Annotated in this window: 28 protein-coding genes and 3 pseudogenes; 14 read left to right on the top strand and 17 right to left on the bottom strand. The window is 54.2% G+C overall.

The features are described 5' to 3' along the window. The 3 genes from IM265_RS19290 to IM265_RS19300 form a co-directional block, all read right to left on the bottom strand. Positions 1-534: HNH endonuclease (locus IM265_RS19290; RefSeq protein ID WP_193056015.1), on the bottom strand; the 534-nt coding region annotated here is incomplete at its 3' end. Positions 535-544: 10 nt separating this feature from the next. Then, positions 545-2,188 (bottom strand): AAA family ATPase, encoded by a 1,644-nt coding sequence (locus tag IM265_RS19295; RefSeq protein WP_193031532.1) that lies wholly within the window; start codon positions 2,186-2,188, stop codon positions 545-547. 40 nt (positions 2,189-2,228) lie between these two features. Further along, a complete protein-coding gene (locus IM265_RS19300) occupies positions 2,229-2,420 on the bottom strand; it encodes a toxin-antitoxin system HicB family antitoxin (protein WP_193031530.1) in 192 nt (63 codons plus the stop codon). Positions 2,421-2,556: 136 nt separating this feature from the next. On the opposite strand from IM265_RS19300, the gene IM265_RS19305 reads away from it, so the two are divergent. Both IM265_RS19305 and IM265_RS19310 read left to right on the top strand, forming a co-directional pair. After that, positions 2,557-2,898, top strand: a complete 342-nt coding sequence (locus IM265_RS19305) for a SymE family type I addiction module toxin (protein WP_193031528.1) — start codon at positions 2,557-2,559, stop codon at positions 2,896-2,898. A gap of 58 nt (positions 2,899-2,956) precedes the next feature. After that, complete coding sequence (locus tag IM265_RS19310; protein WP_193031526.1) at positions 2,957-3,985, top strand: virulence RhuM family protein; 1,029 nt, start codon at positions 2,957-2,959, stop codon at positions 3,983-3,985. On the opposite strand, the gene IM265_RS19315 is transcribed toward IM265_RS19310, so the two are convergent. The 3 genes and pseudogenes from IM265_RS19315 to IM265_RS19325 all read right to left on the bottom strand — a co-directional run bounded on the left by IM265_RS19315 (position 3,975) and on the right by IM265_RS19325 (position 5,213). Then, on the bottom strand, positions 3,975-4,430 hold the full coding sequence (locus IM265_RS19315; RefSeq protein ID WP_063437874.1) for an acetyltransferase: 456 nt from the start codon (positions 4,428-4,430) through the stop codon (positions 3,975-3,977). The two genes, IM265_RS19310 and IM265_RS19315, sit on opposite strands and share 11 nt — an antisense overlap. Positions 4,431-4,461: 31 nt before the next feature. After that, a pseudogene (locus tag IM265_RS19320) lies at positions 4,462-4,575 on the bottom strand (class I SAM-dependent methyltransferase); the annotation flags it as partial. 113 nt (positions 4,576-4,688) lie between these two features. Continuing rightward, positions 4,689-5,213, bottom strand: coding sequence for a lipocalin family protein (locus IM265_RS19325; protein WP_047366898.1), 525 nt, complete (start codon positions 5,211-5,213; stop codon positions 4,689-4,691). Positions 5,214-5,330: 117 nt separating this feature from the next. On the opposite strand from IM265_RS19325, the gene IM265_RS19330 reads away from it, so the two are divergent. The 3 genes from IM265_RS19330 to IM265_RS19340 all read left to right on the top strand — a co-directional run bounded on the left by IM265_RS19330 (position 5,331) and on the right by IM265_RS19340 (position 7,628). Then, positions 5,331-6,056, top strand: coding sequence for a MerR family transcriptional regulator (locus IM265_RS19330; RefSeq protein WP_192971835.1), 726 nt, complete (start codon positions 5,331-5,333; stop codon positions 6,054-6,056). 99 nt (positions 6,057-6,155) lie between these two features. Continuing rightward, complete coding sequence (gene uraH, locus IM265_RS19335; protein WP_047366896.1) at positions 6,156-6,566, top strand: hydroxyisourate hydrolase; 411 nt, start codon at positions 6,156-6,158, stop codon at positions 6,564-6,566. 102 nt (positions 6,567-6,668) lie between these two features. Then, a complete protein-coding gene (locus tag IM265_RS19340; protein ID WP_193031524.1) occupies positions 6,669-7,628 on the top strand; it encodes a DUF523 and DUF1722 domain-containing protein in 960 nt (319 codons plus the stop codon). 141 nt (positions 7,629-7,769) lie between these two features. Here IM265_RS19340 and IM265_RS19345 read toward each other — a convergent pair whose 3' ends face one another. The 3 genes from IM265_RS19345 to IM265_RS19355 are packed head-to-tail and all read right to left on the bottom strand — an operon-like array spanning position 7,770 to position 10,072. Next, positions 7,770-8,186 carry an SRPBCC family protein gene (locus IM265_RS19345; RefSeq protein WP_048960253.1) on the bottom strand — a complete coding sequence of 139 codons (417 nt, stop codon included), beginning with the start codon at positions 8,184-8,186 and terminating at the stop codon, positions 7,770-7,772. A 32-nt stretch (positions 8,187-8,218) separates the two neighbouring features. After that, positions 8,219-9,016: an SDR family NAD(P)-dependent oxidoreductase gene (locus IM265_RS19350; RefSeq protein ID WP_048960252.1), complete on the bottom strand. Its 798-nt coding sequence runs from the start codon at positions 9,014-9,016 to the stop codon at positions 8,219-8,221. Between the two features lie 45 nt (positions 9,017-9,061). Beyond that, a complete protein-coding gene (locus IM265_RS19355; protein WP_063155219.1) occupies positions 9,062-10,072 on the bottom strand; it encodes an aldo/keto reductase in 1,011 nt (336 codons plus the stop codon). Between the two features lie 130 nt (positions 10,073-10,202). Here IM265_RS19355 and IM265_RS19360 point away from each other — a divergent pair, with 130 nt between their 5' ends. Beyond that, complete coding sequence (locus IM265_RS19360; RefSeq protein WP_044597397.1) at positions 10,203-11,099, top strand: LysR substrate-binding domain-containing protein; 897 nt, start codon at positions 10,203-10,205, stop codon at positions 11,097-11,099. Continuing rightward, positions 11,092-12,180 carry an AAA family ATPase gene (locus IM265_RS19365; protein WP_028014993.1) on the top strand — a complete coding sequence of 363 codons (1,089 nt, stop codon included), beginning with the start codon at positions 11,092-11,094 and terminating at the stop codon, positions 12,178-12,180. The genes IM265_RS19360 and IM265_RS19365 overlap by 8 nt, the downstream gene beginning before the upstream one ends. A 38-nt stretch (positions 12,181-12,218) precedes the next feature. Here the strand turns inward: IM265_RS19365 and IM265_RS19370 are convergent, their stop codons facing one another. The 7 genes and pseudogenes from IM265_RS19370 to IM265_RS19395 all read right to left on the bottom strand — a co-directional run bounded on the left by IM265_RS19370 (position 12,219) and on the right by IM265_RS19395 (position 16,434). Then, complete coding sequence (locus tag IM265_RS19370) at positions 12,219-12,674, bottom strand: hypothetical protein (protein ID WP_048960249.1); 456 nt, start codon at positions 12,672-12,674, stop codon at positions 12,219-12,221. A gap of 4 nt (positions 12,675-12,678) precedes the next feature. Then, positions 12,679-13,188, bottom strand: a complete 510-nt coding sequence (locus tag IM265_RS19375) for a polymorphic toxin type 25 domain-containing protein (RefSeq protein WP_370551785.1) — start codon at positions 13,186-13,188, stop codon at positions 12,679-12,681. Between the two features lie 15 nt (positions 13,189-13,203). After that, positions 13,204-13,437, bottom strand: a pseudogene (locus IM265_RS22225) (VENN motif pre-toxin domain-containing protein); the annotation flags it as partial. A gap of 2 nt (positions 13,438-13,439) precedes the next feature. After that, a pseudogene (locus IM265_RS19380) lies at positions 13,440-14,138 on the bottom strand (GlxA family transcriptional regulator); the annotation flags it as partial. Between the two features lie 26 nt (positions 14,139-14,164). After that, positions 14,165-14,944 (bottom strand): MBL fold metallo-hydrolase, encoded by a 780-nt coding sequence (locus tag IM265_RS19385; protein WP_193031520.1) that lies wholly within the window; start codon positions 14,942-14,944, stop codon positions 14,165-14,167. 122 nt (positions 14,945-15,066) lie between these two features. Beyond that, positions 15,067-15,867 (bottom strand): lipoprotein NlpA, encoded by an 801-nt coding sequence (nlpA, locus tag IM265_RS19390; protein WP_028014989.1) that lies wholly within the window; start codon positions 15,865-15,867, stop codon positions 15,067-15,069. A 147-nt stretch (positions 15,868-16,014) separates the two neighbouring features. Continuing rightward, on the bottom strand, positions 16,015-16,434 hold the full coding sequence (locus tag IM265_RS19395; RefSeq protein ID WP_193031518.1) for a GNAT family N-acetyltransferase: 420 nt from the start codon (positions 16,432-16,434) through the stop codon (positions 16,015-16,017). A 186-nt stretch (positions 16,435-16,620) separates the two neighbouring features. Here IM265_RS19395 and IM265_RS19400 point away from each other — a divergent pair, with 186 nt between their 5' ends. From IM265_RS19400 to IM265_RS19420, 5 genes are all read left to right on the top strand, one after another. Then, on the top strand, positions 16,621-17,190 hold the full coding sequence (locus IM265_RS19400; RefSeq protein ID WP_028014987.1) for a TetR/AcrR family transcriptional regulator: 570 nt from the start codon (positions 16,621-16,623) through the stop codon (positions 17,188-17,190). A 148-nt stretch (positions 17,191-17,338) separates the two neighbouring features. After that, entirely contained in the window at positions 17,339-18,460 is a 1,122-nt protein-coding gene (locus IM265_RS19405) for an efflux RND transporter periplasmic adaptor subunit (RefSeq protein ID WP_045260816.1), read from the top strand. Next, positions 18,460-21,570, top strand: a complete 3,111-nt coding sequence (locus tag IM265_RS19410; RefSeq protein ID WP_193031516.1) for an efflux RND transporter permease subunit — start codon at positions 18,460-18,462, stop codon at positions 21,568-21,570. Before IM265_RS19405 ends, IM265_RS19410 begins: the two co-directional genes overlap by 1 nt. Continuing rightward, positions 21,570-22,934 carry an efflux transporter outer membrane subunit gene (locus IM265_RS19415; protein ID WP_063155225.1) on the top strand — a complete coding sequence of 455 codons (1,365 nt, stop codon included), beginning with the start codon at positions 21,570-21,572 and terminating at the stop codon, positions 22,932-22,934. The genes IM265_RS19410 and IM265_RS19415 overlap by 1 nt, the downstream gene beginning before the upstream one ends. A 121-nt stretch (positions 22,935-23,055) precedes the next feature. After that, on the top strand, positions 23,056-23,352 hold the full coding sequence (locus tag IM265_RS19420; RefSeq protein WP_028014983.1) for a YicS family protein: 297 nt from the start codon (positions 23,056-23,058) through the stop codon (positions 23,350-23,352). 44 nt (positions 23,353-23,396) lie between these two features. On the opposite strand, the gene IM265_RS19425 is transcribed toward IM265_RS19420, so the two are convergent. Beyond that, positions 23,397-24,347: a LacI family DNA-binding transcriptional regulator gene (locus IM265_RS19425; protein ID WP_193031514.1), complete on the bottom strand. Its 951-nt coding sequence runs from the start codon at positions 24,345-24,347 to the stop codon at positions 23,397-23,399. 293 nt (positions 24,348-24,640) lie between these two features. Here IM265_RS19425 and IM265_RS19430 point away from each other — a divergent pair, with 293 nt between their 5' ends. Both IM265_RS19430 and IM265_RS19435 read left to right on the top strand, forming a co-directional pair. Continuing rightward, positions 24,641-24,955 (top strand): PTS sugar transporter subunit IIB, encoded by a 315-nt coding sequence (locus IM265_RS19430; protein WP_014830072.1) that lies wholly within the window; start codon positions 24,641-24,643, stop codon positions 24,953-24,955. Between the two features lie 11 nt (positions 24,956-24,966). Further along, positions 24,967-26,292 carry a PTS sugar transporter subunit IIC gene (locus IM265_RS19435; protein ID WP_028014981.1) on the top strand — a complete coding sequence of 442 codons (1,326 nt, stop codon included), beginning with the start codon at positions 24,967-24,969 and terminating at the stop codon, positions 26,290-26,292. Position 26,293: the final 1 nt, after the last annotated feature.

The following is a 26,293-nucleotide window of genomic DNA, read 5'->3' on the forward strand; positions in this document are numbered from 1 at the left end:
CCCCTCATCCAGTGAAGAAATTATTTCTATAATAACATTATCAAGAAGTCTTGAATAAAATGGATGGGCAAACATGACTAAATCATTTTCATGGGAAAAATATTTATTACTTTTTATCGGTGCACATGATCGACATTGTGGAACTAAATTATTTGGATATATAGAATATTCAGCAAGCTTATCTTTTGGTATAAAATGGTCTAATGTATCCGGAATAGTTGGATTTCCACAGTATGGGCAAGATGTCAATGCATGCTCACGTCTTTTAGAAATCAAAAGCTCTTTGAGCCTTGAAGTGGGATAGTTGTATAAATCAATAAAATGTTTTTTTAGGTCGCTATTTGCTGCAGATGAAAACATACTTTCGGGTAGATTGTTATCCAATCCATTGACAATATGGACATAATCATTATATTTTTCGCATATTTCTTTTTTTAATGTAGGTAATGAGACATCTCTAGCCTTCTTACAAGCAAGACCTAAATTCAACCATATTTTCTCGTCCTGCGTCAGTAATGCTTTAATAATTTTCATTTGCATCACCTTAATTAGATCTGTTTATCTTAGAAGCTAAGTATACCAACCCTTCGTCACCAATCCTATGCGATAACTTATCCAAATTTTCATTAAGACTTAACTTTCCATCCATAATATCATCAATCTCATGTTGATATGGTTTCTTTATTGAATAATCATCAAAAATCTCTCCAATTATTTCTTCTAAAGATTCTCCATATGTTTCTATAGTAGGAAGATCAATCATCGTACCAAAGGTAGCTTCTTTTAAAACATGAACACAATTTCTCTGAACTTCTCTTGCTATCAATGAAGAATGAGTAGCTATAATTGCATATGACTTTCTATTTTTAAGTATAGTTTTCAACATTTCAATTAACCCGATCTCTAATGCTGGATGTAAATAAAGTTCAGGCTCATCTATTACAATTAATGTTTCATCTTGAATTTCTGACACTATTGATGGAATCATAAAAGAATAAATTTGTTGACCAGAGCTTAGTTTTATTTCTTCCCCATTATTTAGAAAAACAGCTCCTGCTTGATAATTAATTTCCTCATCTTCATTATTAAAATGAATTTTGTCACCGCTCATCGTTACATCTATATTTTTATTTTTTATAGTTTTAAATCTTATGGTGTCAAATTTCATTGATAATGAAAGTGTTGAAAAAATCGTTTTAAGTTTTCCTTGCCCATCTTCCGCCCACCACGCTACATCTCTGTCATATTCAATAGAGTTTAAAATAGATTTGGCTGAAAAAGAAGTCGGCCAGTCTCTGTCAAATTGCCCTTCAACATTCCTAAAGCCTATATAAGTATAGTCATTTATAGATAATGGATTGTCATGGATATTTGTCAGGTTTTGTAAACCATATTTGACAGATAAGAGTTCAGATAACTCTCTATTCGTATTGAAACTCTCAAAAGGAGAATATGAGACTACAATTAATTTATTAAACAATGGCTTAGATCTTGCTGATTTTAGTCCAGTAATGACATCACACACTTCTTTAAGTATGTGTGTTTTTCCTAACCCATTCTTACCTATAATAAGATTAATATCTCTAGGTATGTCATCCAATTTATTAAATGAAAGAGTAAATGGCTCAAAAGAATCGCCTAAATCATTTAATGCAATTTCAATAACCCCATTAATCTCATAACTACCCATGGCAATTTTTGTGCCATTTTTAAGTATAGACTTACTGCTTGAGTTATCCCTATAAAAACGGCTAGTAAATCCATACCAATTTTTATAGAGATTCAAATTATCCTTATAGTAACTAACGTCACACAATCTTTTTAAAATATTTATTGCTTGTTGTTCTTCAAAAAGACTGGCTATAGCCTTGTAATATTCAATATTATTCGGCATTGAAACTATCATTTCGGGTCGAAAAAGTTTTGTTACATCGTAAATTTTATTCCCTTCAATATGGTTACCTTCTTGTTCGAAAAAATCCCTCATATTTCGACTACCTGGAGATAATACCATTACATTTCCAATCTTTTTTGCTAAATTCTTTGATTTAACATAATATAATTGGAAGTTTATAGCCAAACCACCTTCTTTATTTCCTTTTTTTTCAGGATATCCTAAATTATCAGGAAGAAAGTGCAGACCTATATAATATTCAAACCCATACCAATTTGAAAAATAAATTTTCATTCATTATCCTTAACATTTTATAAAAAGCATTAATATCTAATTATAATTTCGGAACAATACCTTTCCTAATCAATTCATTTTTAGCAATAGTTTTTATCCAATTCCCCAAACTCATCCCTTCTGCCTTCGCAGCATCTTCAAACTGCGCCTTCAACTCCGGCGTAATGCGCATCTGAAACGTCGGTGCTTTTCCGGATTTAGATTTGTTAGGGTCACGTTTAGCAGTTGACATGTACGTACCTAAAAGAGCAAGATATGTTCAATGAGGTACGTACCTTAACATACGAAAACCTCAAATTGAAACGCCCTCGCCAGGTACTCGCAATACCAGGCAAGAGCTAACCTCACCAACTATCAAGGAGTTGATTATGGCTGATTCGCATTCTACCCCAGACTCCGACCAATCCGGAACCGAGCGTTCGTTAATTGTGGGATACCGCCCGAATGTTTTCGACAAACCCACGCCGAAAATCATCCTTTCCGGCAAGTGGCTGCGCGCGGCGGGGTTTGATACCGGACAGCAGGTTACGGTAAAGGTCATGAAAGGGTGCATCGTTCTGGTGGCGTATAACGAGCAGGAGCAGCGGTTGCAGGACGATTATAAACGGACGAAGGCAAAGCTGATTGAGATAGAGGACGCGCTTGCGGCGATCCAAACTCAGCATCATGGAAAGCGCCTCGCAAAATCAAATACAAACCACCTGGCTTAGCGGCTGTTTCTGGCATACTACGAGCTTACCGGCATCAACCTTATGACTCGGAGGCAGCATGACATATGAAGAATTAATGAATTCACCAGCCGGTGAGTTCGTCATGTTTGCCAGCAAGGATGGAAAAGTTCGCATTGAATGCCGCTTCGAAAGCGATACGTTGTGGCTCTCACAGGCCACGATCTGTGAGTTATACGGCAAAGCCAAAGCTACGATCAGCGGGCATATCAAGAATATTTTTGATGAGGGTGAGCTGGTCGAAAATTCAGTTGTTCGGTTTTACCGAACAACTGCCAGCGATGGTAAAGTATATAACGTTCAATACTTTAGCCTGCCCGTCATTCTTGCCATCGGCTATCGCGTCCGCTCCGCACGAGGTACACAGTTCCGCCAGTGGGCCACCCAAACGCTGCAGGAATATCTGGTTAAAGGCTTCGTTATGGACGACGAGCGTCTGAAAAACCCGCCTGTGGGTTCATCCGCCGTGCCTGACTATTTCGATGAAATGCTGGAACGCATTCGCGACATACGGGCCAGTGAACGCCGGGTCTATCTTCGCGTGAGGGAGATTTTTGCGCTAGCCGCTGACTATCAGCCATCACTCAAAGAAACCACGCAATTCTTCCAGACAATCCAAAATAAACTGCATTTTGCCTGCACGGGTCTTACCGCTGCTGAGTTGATTCACCAACGTGCGGACGCCACTCAACCGCATATGGGGTTGACCAGCTATAAGGGCGAAGAAGTCCGTAAAAGCGATGTCACCACGGCAAAAAATTATTTGTCTCAGGATGAGGTCAGCGAGCTTAATCGCGTCGTTAATATGTGGCTCGATTTTGCCGAAGATCAGGCCAAACGTCGCAAGCAGGTATTTTTACGAGACTGGCAAACCAAACTCGATCAGTTCCTGAAATTTAATGACCGGGACGTTTTAGAAGAAGCTGGCAAAATCAGTAAGAAAGCAGCTGATGAGAAGGCGTGCTCAGAATACATTGAGTTTGAAAAAAAGCAGCGCCTGCTGAAAGAAGCCGAAGGTGAGAAAGATATCGTCGGCTTATTAAAATGGGATAAACAGGCTAAGCGCTAATCCCGGTATCTCTGCTCAGCTTCATATGCAACAACGGAAACGGATTCCCCTGCCCGTCCAGTTCCGAGCGTCCGACCTGCTCAAACCCCATATGGCGATAAAACGCGACGCCCTGCGGGTTCTGTTCATTCACATCCACCTCGTTCGCACCGAACTCTGCAATAGCGTATTGCAGCAGTAGTTTCCCGACGCCCTTCCCTCGGCTCGCGTCATCCACAAAAAGCATTTCAATGCGGTTTTCATCCACGCCCAAAAAGCCGTGAATAACGCCTGCGTCATCGCGAGCTATCACGACCTTGAGGTTAGGCAGATAGGCGTTGAGCAATAACGGGCGCAGCGCCGCAATATCGCTTTCTTGTAGAAAGTGATGGGTGGCGCGAACGGAAGATTCCCAGATCGCAACCAGACGTTCAAAGTGTATGGGGAGTGCGGTTTCTATTTTCATGGGGGGATCATGATTAGAAAACCGAACTATTTCAATCCACTCTTTGCGATCTGCTCCCCATCACCCCATCCCTCGGTACCACCACGGTGACGTTTTCCATCGGCACGCCTGCCGCAAGGTGAATATCCTGTAGCTGCTGTAACGCTCCCCACCGGGATGGCAGCTCCGCTCGCCCGTTCATGCCGTCTTTCTCCGTTGGGCTTTTAACGGAAGTCTATCCAGACGAGCCAGTAATGCCCCAGGAAGAAAGCACGATTTTTACTGCTTCACCCATACCAGCTGATCAACCCGGAAGCCCAGACTGCGCGCGGTGTTCAGGTAATCCTGCTTCACCGCATCCGGGATGGTCGGCGTGCGTGACAGGATCCACAGATAGTCGCGGTTCGGGCCGCTCACCAGCGCGTACTGGTACTTATCGTCCAGCCTGATCACGTTATACCCGCCGTAGAACGGGCCGAAGAACGATACCTTCAGCGCGGCGGTGGTCGGCTCGCCGGTAAAGTAGGCTTTGCCCTCGCTCTCGTTCCACTTGTTCTTCACCGGATCAAAACCCCGGTTAAGCACGCTGATGCCGCCGTCGCTGCGCTCGCCGTAGGTCGCCGTCACCTGTTCCAGACCACGTTCAAAGCGGTTTTCCAGACGGGCGACTTCGTACCATTTGCCGAGGTAGCGGCTGGCTTCAAAGTTGGTAATAGGCTGCACGCCTTTCGGCGGCGTGGGGGATTTACAGGCGACCAGCGTCAGGGCAATCGCAACACCGGTCACAACAGGCCATAGCTTCATGAGAATTCCTTTCATTTGCACGGTTGGAAGTTAAGTGTAGTGCACCGTTTCGGCGCTTCATCCCGTTCGGGAAAATTCGTAGTATATTGAGAGTATTCCTCCACCCTGGACACGGACATGGCTTACTCCATCGGCGAATTCGCCAGACTCAGCGGCATCACCGCCACCACCCTGCGGGCGTGGCAGCGTCGCTACGGTTTACTCAAGCCACAGCGCACGGAAGGCGGCCACCGCCAGTACAGCGATGAGGACGTCCAGCAGGCGCTCAAAATCCTCGACTGGGTAAAAAAAGGCGTCCCGATCGGCCAGGTCAAACCGCTGCTGGAACGCCCGACGCCGGGGCGGACCAACAACTGGCAAACGCTGCAGCAGAGCATGCTGCAACGCCTGCAGGACGGCAAAGTCGAGTCCCTGCGCCAGATGATTTACGACGCCGGACGCGAGTACCCAAGGCCGGAACTGGTCGCGAACGTACTGCGTCCGCTGCGCAGCCAGGTCTCGGCTAACGTCGCCGCCGCCATGACCCTGCGCGCGATCCTCGACGGCATCATCATCGCCTACACCTCGTTTTGCCTCGAAGGCGATAAAAAAGCGCCGGGCGACAATATTCTGCTCAGCGGCTGGCACCTGAACGACCCATGCGAGATCTGGCTCGAAGCCCTAACGCGCACCGGGCAGGGCCACCGCATCGACATCCTGCCGGCTCCCCCTGACGCGCTGGCACCGGAGATTTTCCCGGAGCGGAAATGGCTGCTGGTCACCAGCGGCAAGCTCACCGCCGGGCGGAAAAAGCAGGTGGAGCAGTGGCAGCAGCAGGTATCGCTTGAAGTAATTATCCTCTGATAATTTTCTCCTGCGGGAATCTTCACGAAAAGTTGAATATTTTCCCGCGCCGCAGATGCTAACGTTTTCCTGTGACGAATAACTCAACAGGAAAACACCATGAAAAAAACTGCCCCTCTGCTGATCCTGGCCTCGATGGCCTTTGCCCCTGCCGCCTTTAGCGCCCCTGCCGGCACGCTAAGCGTCCACATTCTTGACCAGCAAACCGGAATGCCGCCATCAGACGTTACCGTTACGCTGGAGAAGCAGCAGCAGGACAAATGGACTCAGGTTGCCAGCGGCAAAACCGACCACGATGGCCGTATCAAATCGCTCTATCCGCAGGATCAGGACATGCAGCCTGGCGTGTACAAAGTAACCTTTAAAACCGCAGAGTATTTCCACGGCAAAAAGCTGGATACCTTCTTCCCGGAGATCCCGGTGCTGTTTACCGTGACCCGCACCAACGAGAAGCTGCACATCCCACTTCTGCTTAGCCAGTACGGCTACTCGACCTACAAGGGCAGTTAAGACGCATTGATTTTAAAGGATTATAAAAAATAGTTCCGCGAATACTTGGACAAATTAGTCATGTTGTGTAAGTTTTAGTTATATGAACGGGAGGACTACACCATGACAACGAAACCTGTGCTCGGTATTAGCGGATGTTTGACCGGATCCGCCGTTCGCTTTGACGGCGGACATAAGCGCATGGGCTTCATCATGGATGAGCTGGCCCAGTGGGTGAATTTCAGGCCCGTCTGCCCGGAGATGGCCATCGGCCTGCCGACGCCTCGTCCGGCGTTGCGTCTGATCGTCACGACAGAAGGTGAAACGCAGATGCGCTTCAGCCACGCGCCTCACGAAGACGTAACGCAGAAAATGGCTGACTTTGCGGCAGATTATTTGCCGAAAATCGGCGATCTCGCAGGCTTTGTTGTCTGTGCAAAATCCCCAAGCTGCGGCATGGAACGCGTGCGGCTGTACGATGAAAACGGCAACCGGGGCCGCAAGGAGGGGGTCGGGCTGTTCACCGCCGCCCTCCTTGAAACCTTGCCGTGGCTGCCCGTGGAAGAGGACGGACGCCTGCACGACCCGGTGCTGCGGGAAAACTTTGTCGAACGTGTTTTTGCGCTGCACGAACTCAACACGCTACGTAAAAATGGCATGACGCGCCGCGCGCTGCTGGACTTCCACAGCCGCTACAAGCTTCAGCTGCTGGCGCACCATCAGGCGGGTTACCGTGAAATCGGCCCGTTCGTTGCCTCGCTGCACGAGTGGGAAGACCTGGACGCCTTCTTCGTGGCGTACCGGGAAAAGCTGATGACCATCCTGAAAAAACCCGCCTCGCGGAAGAATCACACCAACGTGCTGATGCATATTCAGGGTTATTTTCGTAACCAGCTCAACACCCGCCAGCGCGGCGAGCTGCGCGACGTGATCCTGCATTATCGCAACGGACAGTTGCCTATCCTCGCGCCGATCACGCTGCTGAAGCATTACCTGGCCGAATACCCCGACCGGTATCTGATGACGCAAAACTACTTTGATCCCTATCCTGATGATTTGGGTCTGCGTCTGGCAGTCAAGTGATGAAAAAAATGCGAAGGCCCCATTGACCCATAGAGGCCCAAAGCAGTACCCCGTTTAGACGACATCCTCACTGTCGTCTCTTTTTTGCGCTTAACCCATACGATCGGCAAAAAAAAGCGCCGTAAAACGGCGCTCTGAGGATTATGCGACAAAATTCTTTTTCAACGCTTCCAGCCCATCCTGGTAAATCCCGCTGAACAGGGCCTGGGCCTCTGCGTCAGAAACATTTACCGGCGTGAATTCACCGTACCACTCTACACGTGAGACGTTGCTGTCGGCCGTTTCATGTACCGTAATGGTGGAAAGATAATCCACCACCGGGAAGGGCGCTTTCATAATCGAGTAGCTGTAGCTGCGCTGGCGGTTATCAAACGCTTCCAGACGTTCAATCACGGTGCCACCATCAGCCGTGGTCAGCGAACGTACGCGCCCGCCTTCAGAGGAGACGCTTTCTGGGATGAACGGTAGCCAGTCTGGCAGGGCATCAAAGCCCCCCATCAGTTGCCACACCGTTTCGGCAGATGCCGGAATTTCAATAGATACTGTTGTATTAGCCATGATTATTCTCTCTTAATATCAGTAATGTAGGATTACATTGCGAGGGTGTCGACAACACCGCCATCCACACGCAGGGCAGCACCCGTGGTCGCGGAAGAGAGCGGTGATGCCAGATAAACGGCGAGGTTTGCCACCTCTTCCACATCCGCGGCGCGCTGAATAATCGAGCTGGGGCGCGCGCTGCGGACAAACTCATCGGCCTGTTCACGTGCGTTACGGCCTGATTTTTCGGCAGCCTCGGCCAGCATCGTTTTCAGGCCATCAGTAAATGTCGGACCGGGCAGAATCGCATTCACGGTGACGCCTGTGCCCGCCAGCCGTTTTGCCAGTCCATGCGAAACCGCCAGGTTAGCGGCTTTGGTGACGCCGTAGTTGATCATGTCACCGGGAATGGCCACGCCAGATTCGGACGACACGAAAATAATGCGTCCCCATCCTTGCTCTGCCATGGCTGTCGCATAGTGCCGCGCCAGGCGGACGCCGGACAGCACGTTGACGTTGTAGAAATGCATCCACTCGTCGTCCGGCACGGTGAAGAAGTCTTTGTCGTTAAATATGCCAAGGTTATTCACCAGCACATCGGCGACAGGCACGGCGGCGATCAGTGCGGCAACACCCTGTTCGGTGCTAAGGTCAGCCACCACACCACGCAGCAGCGCGGCTGGATTTTTTGCTTTAATGCTGGCAATCGCTGTGGCCACGCTGGTTTCCTGACGGCCAACCACCACGACGGTGGCTCCCGCTTGTGCCAGCCCGTCGGCAATGCCGAGCCCGATGCCGGACGTAGAGCCGCTCACCACCGCAATTTTGTCGGTAAGATCCAGTTTCATCATATTTCTCATGTAAGTATTGGGGGCCTGACGACCCCGCGGTGATTAACGAACGGGCAGCGGTGCATTCTCAGCAACCAGATCCTGACGGCGCATCTCTTCCCAGAATGCCGCTGGAATGGTGGCTTTTAGCGCAGCCAAATCCTCAGCCATACGGCCAGGGCGGCTGGAGCCAGGGATCACGGCGGCGACGGCCGGATTCGCCAGCGCAAACTGCAGTGCCGCAGCTTTTACATCCACGTTGAACTGCGCGGCAACAGCCTGAATACGTGCCACCTGCTCATGAATAGCCGGAGAGGCTTTTTGATATTCGAAGTGCTCCCCTCCGGCCAGCACGCCTGAGCTGTAGGGACCGCCGATCACGATATCGACGTTGTGCTCCAGCGCCTCTGGCATCAGACGCTGTAAGGCGCGTTTATGGTCGAGCAGAGAGTAACGGCCCGCCAGAAGGAAGGCATCGGGCTTAGGCTCATCCAGCGCCAGCGTCAGCTCGCACGGCTCGACGCGGTTTACGCCCAGACCCCATGCTTTAATGACGCCCTCTTCCCGCAGGCGAGTCAGGGCACGGAACGCACCGGTACGCGCCACATTGAACTGTTCCAGCCAGCTGTCACCGTAGAAATCCTGCGCTGGATCGTGGATCCAGACGATATCCAGACGGTCAGTTTTCAGTCGTTTCAGGCTATCCTCAATAGAGCGCAGCGTGGCATCAGCGGAGTAATCATTGAGAATTTTGTTTTTCAGACCGTGTTCAAACAGACCGCCTTTCTCACCAAAATCACGGGTCGCGGGATCTTCCATCTCGTCGAGCATGATGCGGCCTACTTTGGTGCTCAGCACATACTCGTCGCGAGGATACTGAGACAGCGCTTCACCCATGCGCAGTTCGGAAAGGCCAGAGCCATAAAGCGGTGCGGTGTCGAAGTAACGCACGCCCAGTTTCCAGGCGTCGTGTACGGTGGCCAATGCTTCATCCTCAGGAATGTTGCGGAACATGTTGCCCAGCGGTGCGCCGCCCAGGCCGATGTTTGCAGGTAACAGATTTTTGATACTCATAAGATGTCCTCAGTTTTTGGGTTCAGGTCGGGCGATTTCGCTGTCGCCCTGTGACGCTGATCACAATACCTTGCGAGGTTATGACTTGATAGGACATAATTCGTCTAACTTGAGTCCTTTGAGGTCTGACATGATTGATTTACGACAGCTGAAATATTTCGTGGTGGTGGCAGAAGAGGAGCACGTTGGCCGTGCCGCCGAGCGTTTGCATATCTCTCAGTCTCCGCTGAGCCGCCAGATTGCCCAGCTTGAAGAACGCCTCGGTTTGATGCTTTTTGAACGCAACCAGCAGCGCATACGTTTAACCGCCGACGGGCAAACTTTCCTCGCTGAGACCCGCTCCCTGCTGACCCACGCGAACCGTCTGGAGTCCCTCGGAAAGCGCTTAGGCCGCGGTGAGGATGGGGGGTTGTGTATCGGCTATATTGAAAACGCGATGCACTCCGGTGTGCTCTCTACCGCCTTACGCACACTGCGCCAGTCCCGCCCGGACGTTCATATAGCCCTTTACAGCCAACCACCCGCCACGCAGATCGAAGGGTTGCGTCAGCGCAGCCTCGACTTTTCACTGGTCGACACGCCACCTGCGGAAAGCGAGCAAGACCTGGAATATATTCAGGTGCTGGATGACAAAATGCTGCTGGCATTGCCGCAACATCACCCTCTGGCTCAGGAAGAAGTCCTTTTGCCCGCGCAACTGGCGGATCAGGAGTGGATTGCCGTCATTCACAACGATGATGCTCACTCCCGCGACGAATTTGTTGCCGCCTGCGTGAAGGCTGGATTTAACCCGACCATTCGTCTGGAGGCGGGTGAACCGCTAACGGCACTGGGACTTGTGGCCGCCGGGCTTGGACTGGCGCTCATCCAGCACAGCCTGCGTCATAACGCACCGGAAGGGGTGATACTGCGCGAACTAACGTGGATGCCTTACTCAACTCAACTGTGGGCGGCGTGGCATAAGGCCAACCAGCGTCCACTGGTCACGCATTTCAGGGAAATTTTGCGTGGGAACAAAAATGATTAACACCCTGCACATACAAAACTACCGCTCCATCCGCGAGATGTCGCTGGAGCTGGAGCAGCTAAACATCGTCTTCGGGCCGAACGGCACAGGAAAATCCAATATTTACAAGGCGATACACCTGATGCACAGCGCCGCTCAAGGGCAGTTTTCCCAGGCGCTGGCGAACGAGGGCGGCATTCTGAAGGTGTTCTGGGCAGGCAAAACCCGCAGCGACCAGCTGCGGCGGATGAATCTGGCGGTAGAAACTGAGACCTACGAATACGAGCTGCAGGTCGGGTTTGTGGAGAAGCTGCCGTATCCCTCACAGTTTCAACTCGACCCGGTGATCAAAGAGGAGTCCATCTGGCTGAGCGGCCAGCACCGTCGACCGTCGTCACAGCTGATGAAGCGCAGGAATCAGGCCGTGTTTCTGAACAACGTGCATCACGAGAAGGTGACCCACAGCGGCACGCTGTACGAGAACGAATCGGTATTCGGGCAGCTTGGCGAACCGCACCTTTACCCGGAAGTGTCGCAGATGCGCGAGTCCCTGCGTAACTGGCGCTTTTATCATGAGTTTTCTGTATCAATCGGCTCGGCGATGCGCGCTCCGCAGGTCGGTTTCCGCTCCCCGGTGCTGGCCAGCGACGGTGCCAACCTGGCTGCGGCGTTTCAGACTATCGTGGAGATTGGCGACGAGCTGCTGCTGATGCGCATCCTTGACCAGGCCTTCCCCGGCTGCGTGTTTTACAGCGACAACAGCGGTGGACGTTTTCGCATGATGATGCAGCGCGAGGGGCTGAGCAGGCCGCTGGAACCGGCGGAGTTCTCCGACGGCACCCTGCGCTTTCTGTGCCTGGCGGTGGCGCTGTTAAGCCCGCGCCCGCCAGCATTTATCGCATTGAACGAACCGGAAAACAGCCTGCACCCACAGATGCTGCCCGCCCTGGCGAGCTTAATCGCCGAGGCCAGTCGCTACTCGCAGATCTGGCTCACCAGCCACTCGCCGGAGCTGGCGACGTTGATTGAGAAGCACAGATCGTTTTCGCTGTATCAGCTATCGATGGCGGAGGGGGAGACGAGGGTGGAGAGGCTGGGGTAGTCTCCAGGAGTACGGAGACTGTTTTTCCGCATCTCGCTTCAGCGAATCATGCCAATAAAGAACCCCAGATATCCGGCCCGGCTTAACCATAAAAAAGGGCTGATGAGGCCGGACCGCCGGAGATTAATCAACTCTCTCATGGGAGCCAGGCCATCATTTCTGATAACGACATTTTTTGCACAATAGCGACAATGCATAATCAGAAATAAAATCCCGGCGATCGCAAAACCAAAATAACTTTCGCGACTGCCCCAAAAATGAGTGCTTAATTTTAAATAAGTTAATCCCCAGATACTGACTAGAAAGACGATAAATGAACATGCCGCGATGTTCATGTCTCGCTTACTACCCAGACCAAAAAATAGCGCGTCAAAGAAAAACATCGGGGTAAACGGTGACTGGACGCTTCTTCCTGTCACTTTACTAAAACGAAAAAACACGACCGTTCCAACGAAAAATGCGAACAGCGCAATTCCTAAGAGCAGATAAATCATTTAATTAATCCTTTTTGAAGGGCCAGGATACGAGTTCGGTACTGCCAGCGCCGTCGATCTCCGGCAGGTTGTTATGATTTTCACTTTGTCGGATACTAGCACCAATACCTCCGCCAATTCTGAAAGCACCACCAACGCCATCTTTACCTACAGATCCTTCAATTGAAAAAATACCAGCGGATATGGAACCGGAATAATCATAAGCCGGATTGAAATCCTTAATTGGATAAGGCCCGAAAGTTAATCCAGCCGACGCATCCGCGCGCCAGCCAAACACCTTTGTTATCCCGCCATTAATTGCGAATTTATCTTCTGAAAGGACCCCCTCCAGATAGCCCCCGCCGACATAACCAACAGCCACCTGACCTTTTACATCACCATGGATTTTTGCCGTATCCCCTACTGATGGACCAATATGAGAGTCTTTAATAGCCTTGTTAATTTTGTCGGGAGATACACCTTTACCGCCGAGATCGAAAGCCAGTGAAGCATCCTGTTGCGTTGCTGGAGGCACTAATCCACCCCAGTTTGAGGTAGCATTATTCTCTGCCGCGTTCTTCCCACCTTGCGCTCCAGCAGCTGCCGAAGCCGTACTCCCTCCCGCCAATCCACCCGCCATCCCCGCCGATACTGAAGCCAGCGTAATGACCGTCTGCTTTTGATCTTCGCTCAGTTTCGACAGGTCTTTCACTTCCGGATAGAGCACGCTGGCTATAGCATGTGCAGCCAGCTCCCCTGACGCGGCCCCCGCAGCTCCCGCAGCACCAGCGAGTCCAGACTATGCGGTTCGGTGATGTGCTGCTGCAGGTAGTCGATCAGGCAGTTAATACGTGCGTCACGGGTATCTTTCGGAACCGGCTGGGCGATGAACTGCGCCTGCCCGCCCTCGCGATGGGGCGGTACAATCATCCGACGTGCAATCTGGTTGGCGACGACGCTGCCAAAACGCTGGCGAATGATGTACAGGCAGCAGTCCAGCGCAGCCGCGGTACCGGCAGAGGTGATGATATTGCCGTCATCCACGTAGAGGGCATTGATATCCAGCTGGACGTTCGGAAAGAGCGACTGGAAGTGATGTTCAAACTCCCAGTGGGTGGCGGCCCGTTTACCGTCGAGGATCCCCGCCCAGGCCAGCACAAACGACCCCAGACACAGGCCGACAATTTCCGCGCCGTTGTCTCTCGCCAACACTAGGCTGTCGAGCAGCGCCTGAGGCGGCCGTTCAAGGACGTGCTGCCAGTAGGGAACGACAACAATGTCGGCCTGCCCGATGGCGGTGTAATCCTGCGTGGCGTTGAGGGCAAACCCGTCTTTTGAGGTAAGAAACCCCGGCGTTTCGGCGCAGATCGTCACGTTAAAGCGCTTTTCGCCGGAGACCGAATCACCAAACAGAATGCAGGGAACGGAGTAGTGGAACGGGCTAAACCCGTCTACCGCGACAATCGCGACGTTGATTAGCGACATCTGTCTCTCCTTTCCCGTTAACGCACTCAGAATATAACGGTTTCGCCATCCCGGGGAATGCTCACCACATCGCTCACCTGGTTGGCTTCGACGTACTCACACAGCGCGCTGCGGGTCAACAGGCAATGGTTAATCGCCTCCATGTGGCTCGCGACGATTTTAGCCTGCGGCAGCAGGAAATGGACGTTAAGCACATCTTCCTGTCCCATAATAATGGGCCCAAAGCCGATGACGTGGGCATAACCGGCGTTCAGTACCACCACATCCGGCTGGTGTTTTTGCAGATCGGCTGCCACCTCTTCACGCCAGATGGTATCCCCGGCAAGATAGAGCGTCTTCTCATCAGGATGACGCAGCACCACGCCACAGGCCTCGCCCAGCCGCTCCGCCAGTTCTGGCACGGCGTATGCGCGGTCGGTCCCGTGCTGGCCGCCGTCGGTTTTCGTAATCTGAACATCGCCGAAGAAGGTCGAGTCGGTCATGACCGTCAGGTTGGTAAATCCCTGGCTGCGCAGCAGCGCGGCGTCACGATCGTTTTGCACGTAGATCGGTTTGTCTTTGGCGATCAGCTCTGCCGCGGTGCGATCCCAGTGATCGTCATGGGTATGGGTGACGATCACCGCGTCGGCGTCCAGCAGCGTGTTGACGTCAACGGGGAGCTCGACCATTGGGTTACGGCGTTCGGCATGCGCCGTGCCGGGAAAGCCCGGATAAGCGCCTTTCGGGGCCAGCATCGGGTCGATTAAAAGGCGTTTTCCGGCGTAGGTAATCAGCAGGGTGGCATTGCGAATTTGGGTAATGTTCATGGGCTATCCTCCGGTTGGTGTGATAAGGAGGATAGCCAGCCGTCACAATTGGTGCTGTGGGCTAAAGGGCGATTACCGATGGAATCGGGCCATTTTCATCACCGCGTTTTCTACCGGCACCTTTACCAGCCTGGCACCGCCCCGCCGTTAAAGATCGTCTCTGCCGCTTTCGCCACTTCAGGTGACTGATAGGACTGGATAAACGCCTTCACGTTCTCCGCGTCTTTGTTGTCTTCGCGCGTCACCACGATGTTCACGTACGGCGAGTTTTTATCTTCAATAAAGACGCTGTCATGCACCGGCGATAGCCCGGTTTGCTGAATATAGGTGGTGCTGATGATGGCGACATCCACTTTCGGGTCATCCAGCACGCGCGGCAGCTGTGCCCCTTCCAGTTCCATGATTTTCAGCTGCTTAGGGTTGGCGGTAATATCCAGCGCCGTCGGCAGCAGCCCGGTGTCCGGCTTCAGGGTGATGAGCTTCTCTTTTTGCAGCAGCAGCAACGCGCGGCCAAGGTTGGTCGGATCGTTTGGAATGGCGATAGTCGCCCCGTCCTTCAGATCAGAGACGGATTTGATTTTGCGGGAATAGCCGGCCATCGGGAAAACAAAGGTGTTCGCCACGGCCACCAGCTTGTAGCCATGCGCCTTGTTATCTTCTGCAAGGAACGGGCGATGCTGGAAAACGTTGGCATCCAGCTCTCCCTGGTTAGTGGCATCGTTGGGCAATAGCGAGCCGCTGAAGCCGACCAGCTCCACGTCCAGGCCATATTTTTCTTTTGCCACCTTTTTGGCGACTTCCGCCACGTCCTGTTCAGCGCCGTTGATGACGCCCACTTTTATGTGTTTGGCATCGCTGCCACTTTGATCGCACCCTGCCAGCAGCAGGCCAGCGAGAACCAGAGCACCCAATCGACGTTTCACGAGAAAGTTCCTTTTGCTGAATGTTGTAGTGACTATATCGACAACGAGGCGGTGAAATAAAAAACGAAAAAGAATCAATAAGAAGGATAAGTTATATGCGGGTATGGCCGGGTGACGCTGCGCTTACCCGGCCTACGGATTCAGAGCTTAAAGGGCTTTCGCCAGGTAATGTCGCTGCATGCCCGGGTACGGATAATCCTGCAAAGACATCTGCAGCTGGTACCCCTGTTTTTCATAGAACGGGCGCGCCTGGAAGCTGACGGTATCCACCAGCGCATGCTTGCAGCCTTTGCGTCTGGCTTCCTCTTCCGCCGTTTTGATGAGCTGGCTGCCCACGCCAGATCCGCGCACGGCATCGCTCACCCAGAGAAAGTCGATATTCAGCCAGTCGCCTTTACGCACCCCAATGAGTCCGCCGAGCATGACGCCTTTATCGTCTCGTACATAAACGCCAATGTCGCCGCTAAAGTTTGTCAGATCGATAAACTGTCCGTTATAGGCTCTTAACCCCACAAATAGCTCTTCTTTTTCTGCGGGTGTTACATTATCTGTTATGCTCAGGTGCATATTCCTCTCCTTATTTTCCGCGCAATTTGAATATCTCACAGCTTAACCTTCATAAAAACTCCTAATTTCCTCCTTTTTTTTAATACAGAAACATTCACTCAATAACTAAATAAAAAAAGCCTTTCCAATACGCATCCAAAACGTATACTGAGAACGATCATTCTCACTTTTGCACGGTAGACGACGATGAGCACAAAGCTGGAAGAACGACAAAAACAACGTCAGGACGAAATCATCACCGCCGCGCGTCGCTGCTTTCGCGCCAGCGGATTTCACGCCGCCAGCATGTCGCAAATTGCCAGTGAGGCGAAGCTTAGCGTCGGGCAAATTTACCGTTATTTCAGTAACAAAGATGCGATTATTGAAGAGATGATCCGCCGCATTATCGACTCACGCATCGAAGGGATGCAGGACAAAACGGTGGTGGAAGGGATGCCGCAGGCGCTCGCCTGGCGTCAGACGCTCAACGAAGACGACGATGCGTTGATGCTCGAAATGTCTGCCGAGGCGACCCGTAACCCGCAGGTGGCGGCCATGCTGATCGCAGCCGATGCCCGGATGTTTACCAACGCCTGTGCGCACCTGAAAAAACAATTTCCCCATCTGAGCGATGAACATATTCGCTGCTGCGTGGAAATTACCGCGGTGATGATCGAAGGCACGATTTACCGTCGACTCGCGCCTTTAAAAGTACCGTCAGAACAATTAGAGCCTATCTATCAGAATATTTTAAATATGCTTTTCTCTGCGAAGTAATCGCATGTGAATAATTAGCGGGAATAAGTAATTTCCCAACTTAACATTTCCGGCCATGCCGGAGATGCGGTATCGCTGTGCCTTTAAATAGCCCCCCTCCCTGTTGATCCTTTAACAGGGCAGGCATCGTTCACCCTGGAAAAAGATTATGAAAACCATAACAACCTCCATCGCGGCATTACTCCTCCTGACCGGGTGCGATAATGCGCAAACATCTGCTCCCCAGCATCCTCTTCCGGATGTGGGGATTGTCACCCTCATGAGCCAGCCGGTCTCCGTCGTCAGCGAACTCACGGGCCGCACCACCGCCGCCATGAGCGCCGAAGTGCGCCCGCAGGTGGGCGGCATTATTCAGAAGAGGTTGTTTACCGAAGGCGATACCGTGAAGGCCGGACAGGCGCTGTATCAAATTGACCCTTCCAGCTACCGCGCGGCGTTTGATGAAGCCGCCGCGGCGCTGAAACAGGCCCAGGCGCTGGTGCAGGCCGACTGCCAGAAAGCCCAGCGCTATGCGCAGCTGGTGAAAGACGACGGCGTGTCGCGTCAGGACGCAGAAGACGCGAAGTCCACCTGCGCGCAGGACAAGGCCAGCGTTGAATCAAAGAAGGCCGCGCAGGAGAGCGCGCGCATTAACCTCAACTGGACCACCGTCACCGCGCCGATTGCCGGACGCATCGGCATCTCCTCCGTCACCCCCGGCGCGCTGGTCACCGCCCAGCAGGATACCGCGCTCGCCACCATTCGCGGGCTGGACAGCATGTACGTCGACTTAACCCGTTCCAGCGCCGATCTGCTGCGTTTACGCAAGCAAACCCTTGCCACCAATAGCGATACGCTAAGCGTGTCGTTAATCCTCGAAGACGGCAGCACCTACAGCGAGAAAGGCCGCCTGGCGTTAACCGAAGTGGCGGTGGATGAATCAACCGGCTCGGTCACGCTGCGCGCCGTCTTCCCGAACCCGCAGCATCAGCTCCTGCCGGGCATGTTTGTCCGCGCCAGGGTGGATGAAGGCGTCATGAGCGACGCGATCCTCGCGCCGCAGCAGGGCATCACCCGTGACGCCAAAGGCACCGCTACCGCTCTGGTGGTCAATGCCAGCAACAAGGTCGAGCAGCGTCAGCTGGAAACGGGGGACACCTACGGCGACAAATGGCTGGTGCTGAGCGGGCTGAAGGCGGGCGACAGGCTGATTGTGGAAGGTACTGACAAAGTCACCGCCGGGCAGGAAGTGAAGGCCGAAGAGATGAAAGCCAACGGAGGAAACGCCTGATGTTTTCCCGTTTCTTCGTGCGTCGCCCGGTCTTTGCCTGGGTTATCGCTATTCTTATCATGCTCGCCGGAATGCTGGCCATCCGCACGCTGCCGGTCGCGCAGTACCCGGACGTCGCGCCGCCGTCGATCAAAATCTCCGCCACCTATACCGGTGCCTCCGCGCAGACGCTGGAAAACAGCGTAACGCAGGTGATCGAGCAGCAGCTGACCGGGCTGGATAACCTGCTCTACTTCACCTCCACCAGCAGCTCGGACGGATCGGTGAGCATTACCGTCACCTTCGAGCAGGGCACTGACCCGGACACCGCTCAGGTGCAGGTGCAGAATAAAGTCCAGCAGGCCGAATCACGCCTGCCCACCGAGGTGCAGCAGTCCGGGATCACCGTCGAAAAATCCCAGAGCAACTTCCTGCTGATCATGGGCGTGTACGATAAAACCGACACCGCCAGCAGCTCGGATATTGCCGACTGGCTGGTGAGTAATATGCAGGATCCGCTGGCGCGCGTGGAAGGCGTCGGGAGCCTGCAGGTGTTCGGGGCGGAATACGCGATGCGCATCTGGCTCGACCCGGCGAAGCTGGCGTCCTACTCGCTGATGCCGTCCGACGTGCAGAGCGCGATTGAAGCGCAGAACGTGCAGGTCTCCGCCGGTAAAATCGGCGCGCTGCCCTCGTCGAACGCCCAGCAGCTGACCGCCACCGTCCGCGCCCAGTCGCGCCTGCAGACGGTGGATCAGTTTAAAAACATCATTGTGAAGAGCCAATCCAACGGCGCGGTGGTGCGCATCATCGATGTCGCCCGCGTGGAGATGGGCAGCGAAGATTATACCGCCACCGCGAAGCTCAACGGCCACCCGGCGGCGGGTATGGCAGTCATGCTTTCACCGGGTGCGAACGCGCTCAACACTGCGACGGCGGTGAAAGACAAGATTGCCGAGTTCAAAAAGTCGATGCCGGAAGGCTACGACGTGGCCTACCCGAAGGACAGCACCGAGTTCATCAAGATCTCCGTTGAGGACGTGATTCAGACCCTGTTCGAAGCCATTGTCCTCGTGGTGGTGGTGATGTACCTGTTCCTGCAAAACATCCGCGCGACGCTGATCCCCGCGTTGGCGGTACCTGTCGTTCTGCTGGGTACCTTCGGCGTGCTGGCGCTGTTCGGCTACTCCATCAATACCCTGACGCTGTTTGCGATGGTGCTGGCGATAGGGCTTTTGGTGGATGACGCCATCGTGGTGGTGGAAAACGTCGAGCGTATTATGCGCGACGAGGGGCTGCCCGCCCGGGAAGCCACCGAGAAATCGATGGGCGAAATCTCCGGCGCGCTGGTCGCCATTGCGCTGGTGCTCTCTGCGGTATTCCTGCCGATGGCCTTCTTCGGCGGTTCCACCGGGGTGATTTACCGTCAGTTTTCGGTCACCATTATTTCGGCGATGTTCCTCTCCGTGGTGGTGGCGCTGACCCTGACGCCCGCGCTCTGCGGCTCGATTCTGAGCCACACGACGCCGCACAAAAAGGGCTTCTTCGGCGCGTTTAACCGCTTCTACAGCAGGACCGAGCGCGGTTATCAGAACAAGGTGCTGCGCGCTCTGCGCCGTTCCGGCGGCATGCTGGTCATCTACGCCCTGCTCTGCGGCGCGATGGGCTTCGCCATGCTTAAGCTGCCGGGCAGCTTCCTGCCGACGGAAGACCAGGGCGAAATCATGGTGCAGTACACCCTGCCAGCAGGCGCGACGACGGTACGTACCGCCGAAGTCAGCCGCCAGGTGCGCGAGTGGTTCCTCACCAAAGAGAAAGCCAACACCAACGTGATCTTCACCATTGAAGGCTTCAGCTTCAGCGGCAGCGGCCAGAACGCCGGGATGGCGTTTGTCTCCCTGAAGAACTGGTCAGAGCGTAAAGGCGATGCAAACACGGCTCAGGCCATCGCCCTGCGTGCCACGCAGGAACTGAGCACCATCCGCGATGCGACCATCTTTGCGATGACGCCGCCTGCGGTAGACGGCCTGGGCCAGAGCAACGGCTTTACCTTTGAGCTGATGGCCAGCGGCGGCACCGACCGCGACGCGCTGCTGAAACTGCGTAACCAGCTGATTGGCGAAGCCAACCAGGACAACTCGCTGCACGCCGTGCGCGCCAACGATCTGCCGCAGATGCCGCAGCTTCAGGTGGATATCGACAACAACAAGGCCGTGTCGCTGGGGCTGTCCCTGAGCGACGTCACCAACACCCTCTCCAGCGCCTGGGCCGGGACCTACGTGAACGACTTTATCGATCGCGGCCGCGTGAAAAAGGTCTACATCCAGGGCGACAGCGACTATCGCGCCGTGCCGTCCGATCTCAACAAATGGTATGTGCGCGGCAGCGACAGCACCATGACCCCGTTCTCCGCCTTCGCCACCACGCGCTGGGAGTATGGCCCGGAAAGCCTGGTGCGCTACAACGGCTCGGCGGCGTATGAGATACAGGGCGAAAACGCCAGCGGCGCGAGCTCCGGCACGGCGATGAGCAAAATGGAGCAGCTGGCAAACAGCCTGCCGTCCGGCAGCTCCTGGGCGTGGAGCGGTTTATCGTTGCAGGAAAAACTGGCGAGCGGGCAGGCAATTAGCCTCTATGCCCTTTCCATTCTCGTGGTGTTCCTGTGCCTGGCGGCGCTGTATGAGAGCTGGTCGGTGCCGATTTCGGTCATCCTGGTGATCCCGCTTGGGGTGCTGGGTGCGGCGCTTGCCGCCTCCCTGCGCGGCCTGAGTAATGACGTCTACTTCCAGGTGGCGCTACTCACCACTATCGGCCTGTCGTCGAAGAACGCCATCCTGATTGTCGAGTTTGCCGAAGCCAAAGTCGCAGAAGGTTACTCCCTGACACGCGCCGCCCTGCGTGCCGCCCAGACGCGTCTGCGTCCCATCATCATGACGTCGCTGGCGTTTATCGCAGGGGTGACGCCGCTGGCCGTTGCAACCGGTGCCGGTGCCAACAGCCGCGTGGCAATTGGTACCGGCATTATCGGCGGAACGCTGGCCGCGACGCTGCTGGCGATCTTCTTCGTCCCTTTATTCTTTGTACTGGTGAAACGTCTGTTCTCCGGTAAACACGCGAACCGGAGGTCATAATGTTTCGTGTCACTGTTTTAGCGTTAGCCCTGCTGAGCGCAGGGTGTGTGTCGTTAGACCCTACCTATCAACGCCCGGACGCCCCCGTCCCGGCGACCTTGCCCGGCGCGCACGGCGAAGCCACCGCCGTGGTGAGCCAGTGGCAGCAGGTGATGAACGACGCGAGGCTGAAAAGCGTGGTGACGATGGCGCTGAACAGCAACCGCGACGTGCAAAAAGCGATCGCGGATATCGACGCCGCCCGCGCACAGTACGGTGAAACGCGCTCGTCCCTGTTTCCGACGGTGGACGCCGAGCTGAGCCACACCCGCAGCCGCACGCTGGCAAGCGGTGTTGCGACAAGCGACGAAGCCAACGGCGCGGTCTCTAGCTTTGAGCTGGATCTGTTTGGTCGCAACCAGAGCCTCTCCCGCGCCGCGCGTGAAACCTGGCTTGCCAGCGAGTTCACCGCGCAGAACACGCGCCTGACGATGGTTAGCGAGCTGACCACGGCCTGGGTGACGCTGGCGGCGGATAACAGCAACCTGGCGCTGGCGAAATCCACAATGGAGAGCGCGGCAAACTCGCTGAAGATTGTGAAGCGCCAGCAGGAAGTGGGCGTCGCGGCGGCTACGGACGTTAGTGAAGCGATGGCGGTTTACCAGCAGGCGCGCGCCAGCGTGGCAAGCTACCGGACGCTGGTGATGCAGGATAAAAATGCCCTCAATCTGCTGGCGGGCGATACGGTGCCGGAGAACCTGCTGCCCGGTACGCTGGAGAGCCTGAGCAACAACGCCATCACGCTGATCCCGGCGGGCGTCAGCTCCAGCGCGCTGCTGCGCCGCCCGGACATTCAGGAAGCGGAACATAACCTGCTGAGCGCCAACGCCAATATCGGCGCGGCGCGCGCCAACTTCTTCCCGACCATTTCACTGACCGCCAGCGCGGGCGTCGGCAGCGACTCGCTCTCCTCCCTGTTCAGCCACGGCATGAAGGTCTGGTCATTCGCGCCGTCCATCACCCTGCCGCTGTTCAGCGGTGGCAACAATCTGGCGCAGCTGCGTTATGCAGAAGCCGAGAAAAAAGGGTTAATTGCGACCTATGAAAAAGCCATCCAGAGCGCGTTTAAAGACGTGGCCGACGCGCTGGCGCGCCGTGAAACGCTCAGCGAGCAGCTTGATGCCCAGCGAGAATACGTGGCGGCCGAGCAAAAAACGCTGGATGTGGCAACGCGCAGCTATAAGGCGGGCGCGGGGGATTATCTGACGGTACTGACCGCGCAGCGGTCGCTGTGGTCGGCGCAGGAATCGCTGATTGCGCTGCAGCAAACCGACCTGGAGAACCGCATCACGCTGTGGCAGTCGCTGGGCGGGGGGATCCAGTAACCTTATCGGTGGGCAATTCTCATGCGCAGAAAAGAGAAAATCATACTTTCGACTGGAATCGCTACACTGAATGTAACGATATATTTCATGGGAAGCCTGTGACGTCTAAAGGGGGTTGTTGATGAAAGCTGCGCACCTGGTCTGCCTGCTGGTTTGTCTGCTCTTCGCCGCGTTTGTCCATGCTCAGGAAAAGGACGATCCGGCGAAAGAGGCGCAGATTAAGCAACAAGTCCTGAAAGATATTAAGAAAACCTGTACGCCACAGAAAAAGCAGAGCGATAAGGCCTGGCAGGAGATGATTTTGTCGTCCGAGGCCAATCAGCTGCTGATCAAAAACGCCATCACCGCCGTGAAGCGCGACAACCTGGACGCCTACTGGGCTGCGGTTGGTCAGGTGGATTGTCTGGAAGATTATTGAGTTCTCGCCGGGTGGCGCTGCGCTTACCCGGCATGGAAAATGTTTTAACGCTTCCGCACGTCCGGAATGATGAGATCCCCGCGCAGAACATAGGACCCGAGCATCTGCGTTTTCTCCGTCAGCCAGCTCACAATGCGTGACGCCATGGCATCCATTGAATATTCAATCGCCGGGATCACCGGAATACCCGGCAGGTGCAGCGATCCGGCCAGGCTAAAGACCATAATGTCGTCCGGTACGGATTTATTAAACGCCTGCAGTTGCGGGATCACCCGCTGGGCTTCCTGCTCGTCCGCCACCAGTAACGCGTTGAAGTTCAACGTGGACGCGTTGTTGAGTAATTCCTGAAGCGCAACGGACGAGGAGGTCGCGTCCATAAAGACGAGGTTGCGATTAAAGGGCAGGAAATTTTTCTCCAGCGCGTGCTTATAGCCAAGCAGCACCTGGTCGGCAAACCCGCTGCCGTGCGGGTGGATCAGCGCAATCTGGCGACGCCCCTGGCTGGTCAGATAGTTACAGGCGGTTTCGGCGGCAAAGGCGTGATCGAACTGGATGCTGTTGGAGTTATCAGCCTCCATGCAGTCCACCAGGATGACGTTTTCCATATCCACGTCCAGCGGGAAACGGGCGCCAATCACCAGAATGTCATCACACAGGCCGCAGGAGAGTTCTTCAAGAGCATTCATCACTTCCGCTTTGCTATGGGCGAAGCGCAGCAGCAGGTGTTTTTGATGCTGGCTGAGCTGTTTTTCCAGCGCGTAAAGATAACCGGTGGTCTGGTTAATGTTTTCCTGCGCGCAAATCACCCCAATGCAGCCCGTCGACTGGCTCAGCAGCGACTGGGCAATCACGTTAGGCCGGTAGTTCAGCTCATCCACCGCCTTCAGCACGGCCTGACGGCTGGCTTCCTTAACGCCACGTGACCCACTCAACACTCGCGATACCGTGGCTTTAGACACCCCGGCCAGACGTGATACATCATTGATTGTCGACATCTCTTTCCCCTGGCAGGCTAACCTCGCGCCTGCAAATTCCATAACCGCTACGGCTCACATTATAGCCAGAACGGAGTATATCCGTTTCCGTTTTTCATGGAAACCGATTTTCCGTTTCCACTCAAAATGATGTCAAAACAGCCAAATTATGTGACACACATCCGGTTAATTAGCCTCATAAGCATTGGATCTTGATGGTTATCACAGTTCTGCTTTTTATAAATGGAAACCGGTTTCCGTATCATGTCCAATCATTCTCGCAATAACTATTTACATTTAGAGGATGGTTGTCGATGTTCAAGATTATGCTGTGTTGTTCTGCCGGGATGTCCACCAGCCTGCTGGTTAGCAAAATGGTCGATGTCGCGAAAGAACGTGGTTTGCCGGTGAAGATTGATGCGTACGGTGTTTCCGAATTTGATACGCAGTTTCCGCAATACCAGGTGGTACTTCTCGGACCGCAAGTGAAATACATGTTACAGACACTCTCAGACAAGGCGGCTACGAAAGGCATTCCGGTGCAGCCCATCGACATGATGGACTACGGCATGCAGCGTGGCGATAAAGTACTGGACTATGCTCTGTCGCTCATCGAAGCGGCACACTAAAAGGTGTTCACATGAGTTCGTTATATCAATCCATGGTCGCGGTGATTGAGCAGTCAATTACCCCGCTGGCCGCGAAGCTCGGCCAGCAAAAGTATGTGATTGCCATCCGCGACGGCTTTACCGCCGCGCTACCGTTTATGATCATCGGCTCGTTTATGCTGGTGTTCATTTTCCCGCCGTTCTCGGCGGATACCACCAACAGCTTCGCCCGCGGCTGGCTGGATTTCTCCCAGACCTACCGCGAGCAGCTGATGCTGCCGTTTAACCTCAGCATGGGCGTGATGACCTTCTTCATTTCGGTGGGGATCGGGGCGAGCCTGGGGCGTCAGTTTAACCTCGACCCGGTGATGTCCGGCCTGCTGGCCTTTATGGCCTTCCTGCTGGTCGCCGCGCCGTATGCCGACGGTAAAATCTCGACCCAGTATCTCTCCGGTCAGGGCATCTTTACCGCGCTTATCACCGCGATTTACGCCACCCGCGTCTATGCGTGGCTGAAGCAGAACAACGTGACCATCCGCCTGCCGAAGGAAGTGCCCACCGGCGTGGCGCGTTCGTTTGAGATCCTGATCCCGGTGATGGTGGTGATCGGTACGCTGCACCCGCTGAATCTGTTCATTGAAGCGCAGACCGGAATGATCATCCCGCAGGCGATCATGCACCTGCTGGAGCCGCTGGTATCCGCATCCGACTCCCTGCCCGCGATACTGCTCTCCGTGCTGCTGTGCCAGATCTTCTGGTTTGCCGGTATTCACGGCTCGCTGATTGTCACCGGCATCATGAACCCGTTCTGGATGGCGAACCTCTCCGCAAACCAGGCGGCGCTCGCCGCAGGCGCGGCGCTGCCGCACGTTTACCTGCAGGGCTTCTGGGATCACTACCTGCTGATTGGCGGCGTAGGCTCCACGCTGCCGCTGGCGTTCCTGCTGCTGCGCAGCCGCGCCACGCACCTGCGCACCATCGGCAAAATGGGCATTGTGCCGAGCTTCTTTAACATCAATGAGCCGATTCTGTTCGGCGCGCCGATCATCATGAACCCGATGCTGTTTATCCCGTTCGTGTTTGTTCCGCTGGTCAATGCCTGCCTGGCGTACGGCGCAACGAAGCTCGGCTGGCTGGCTCAGGTGGTGTCATTAACCCCGTGGACCACCCCCGCGCCGATTGGTGCCTCATGGGCGGCAAACTGGGCGCTCAGTCCGGTGATAATGTGCCTGGTTTGTATGGTGATGTCCGCGCTGATGTACCTGCCGTTCCTGCGCGCCTATGAGCGTACGCTGATGAAAAACGAAGAGCAGAAAGCCCAGGCAACCGTCGGTACCGCTGAAGCCGCAAGCAATTAAG

It is taken from the genome of Enterobacter cloacae complex sp. P17RS (genome assembly GCF_014895885.1).
GTDB lineage: Bacteria > Pseudomonadota > Gammaproteobacteria > Enterobacterales > Enterobacteriaceae > Enterobacter > Enterobacter bugandensis.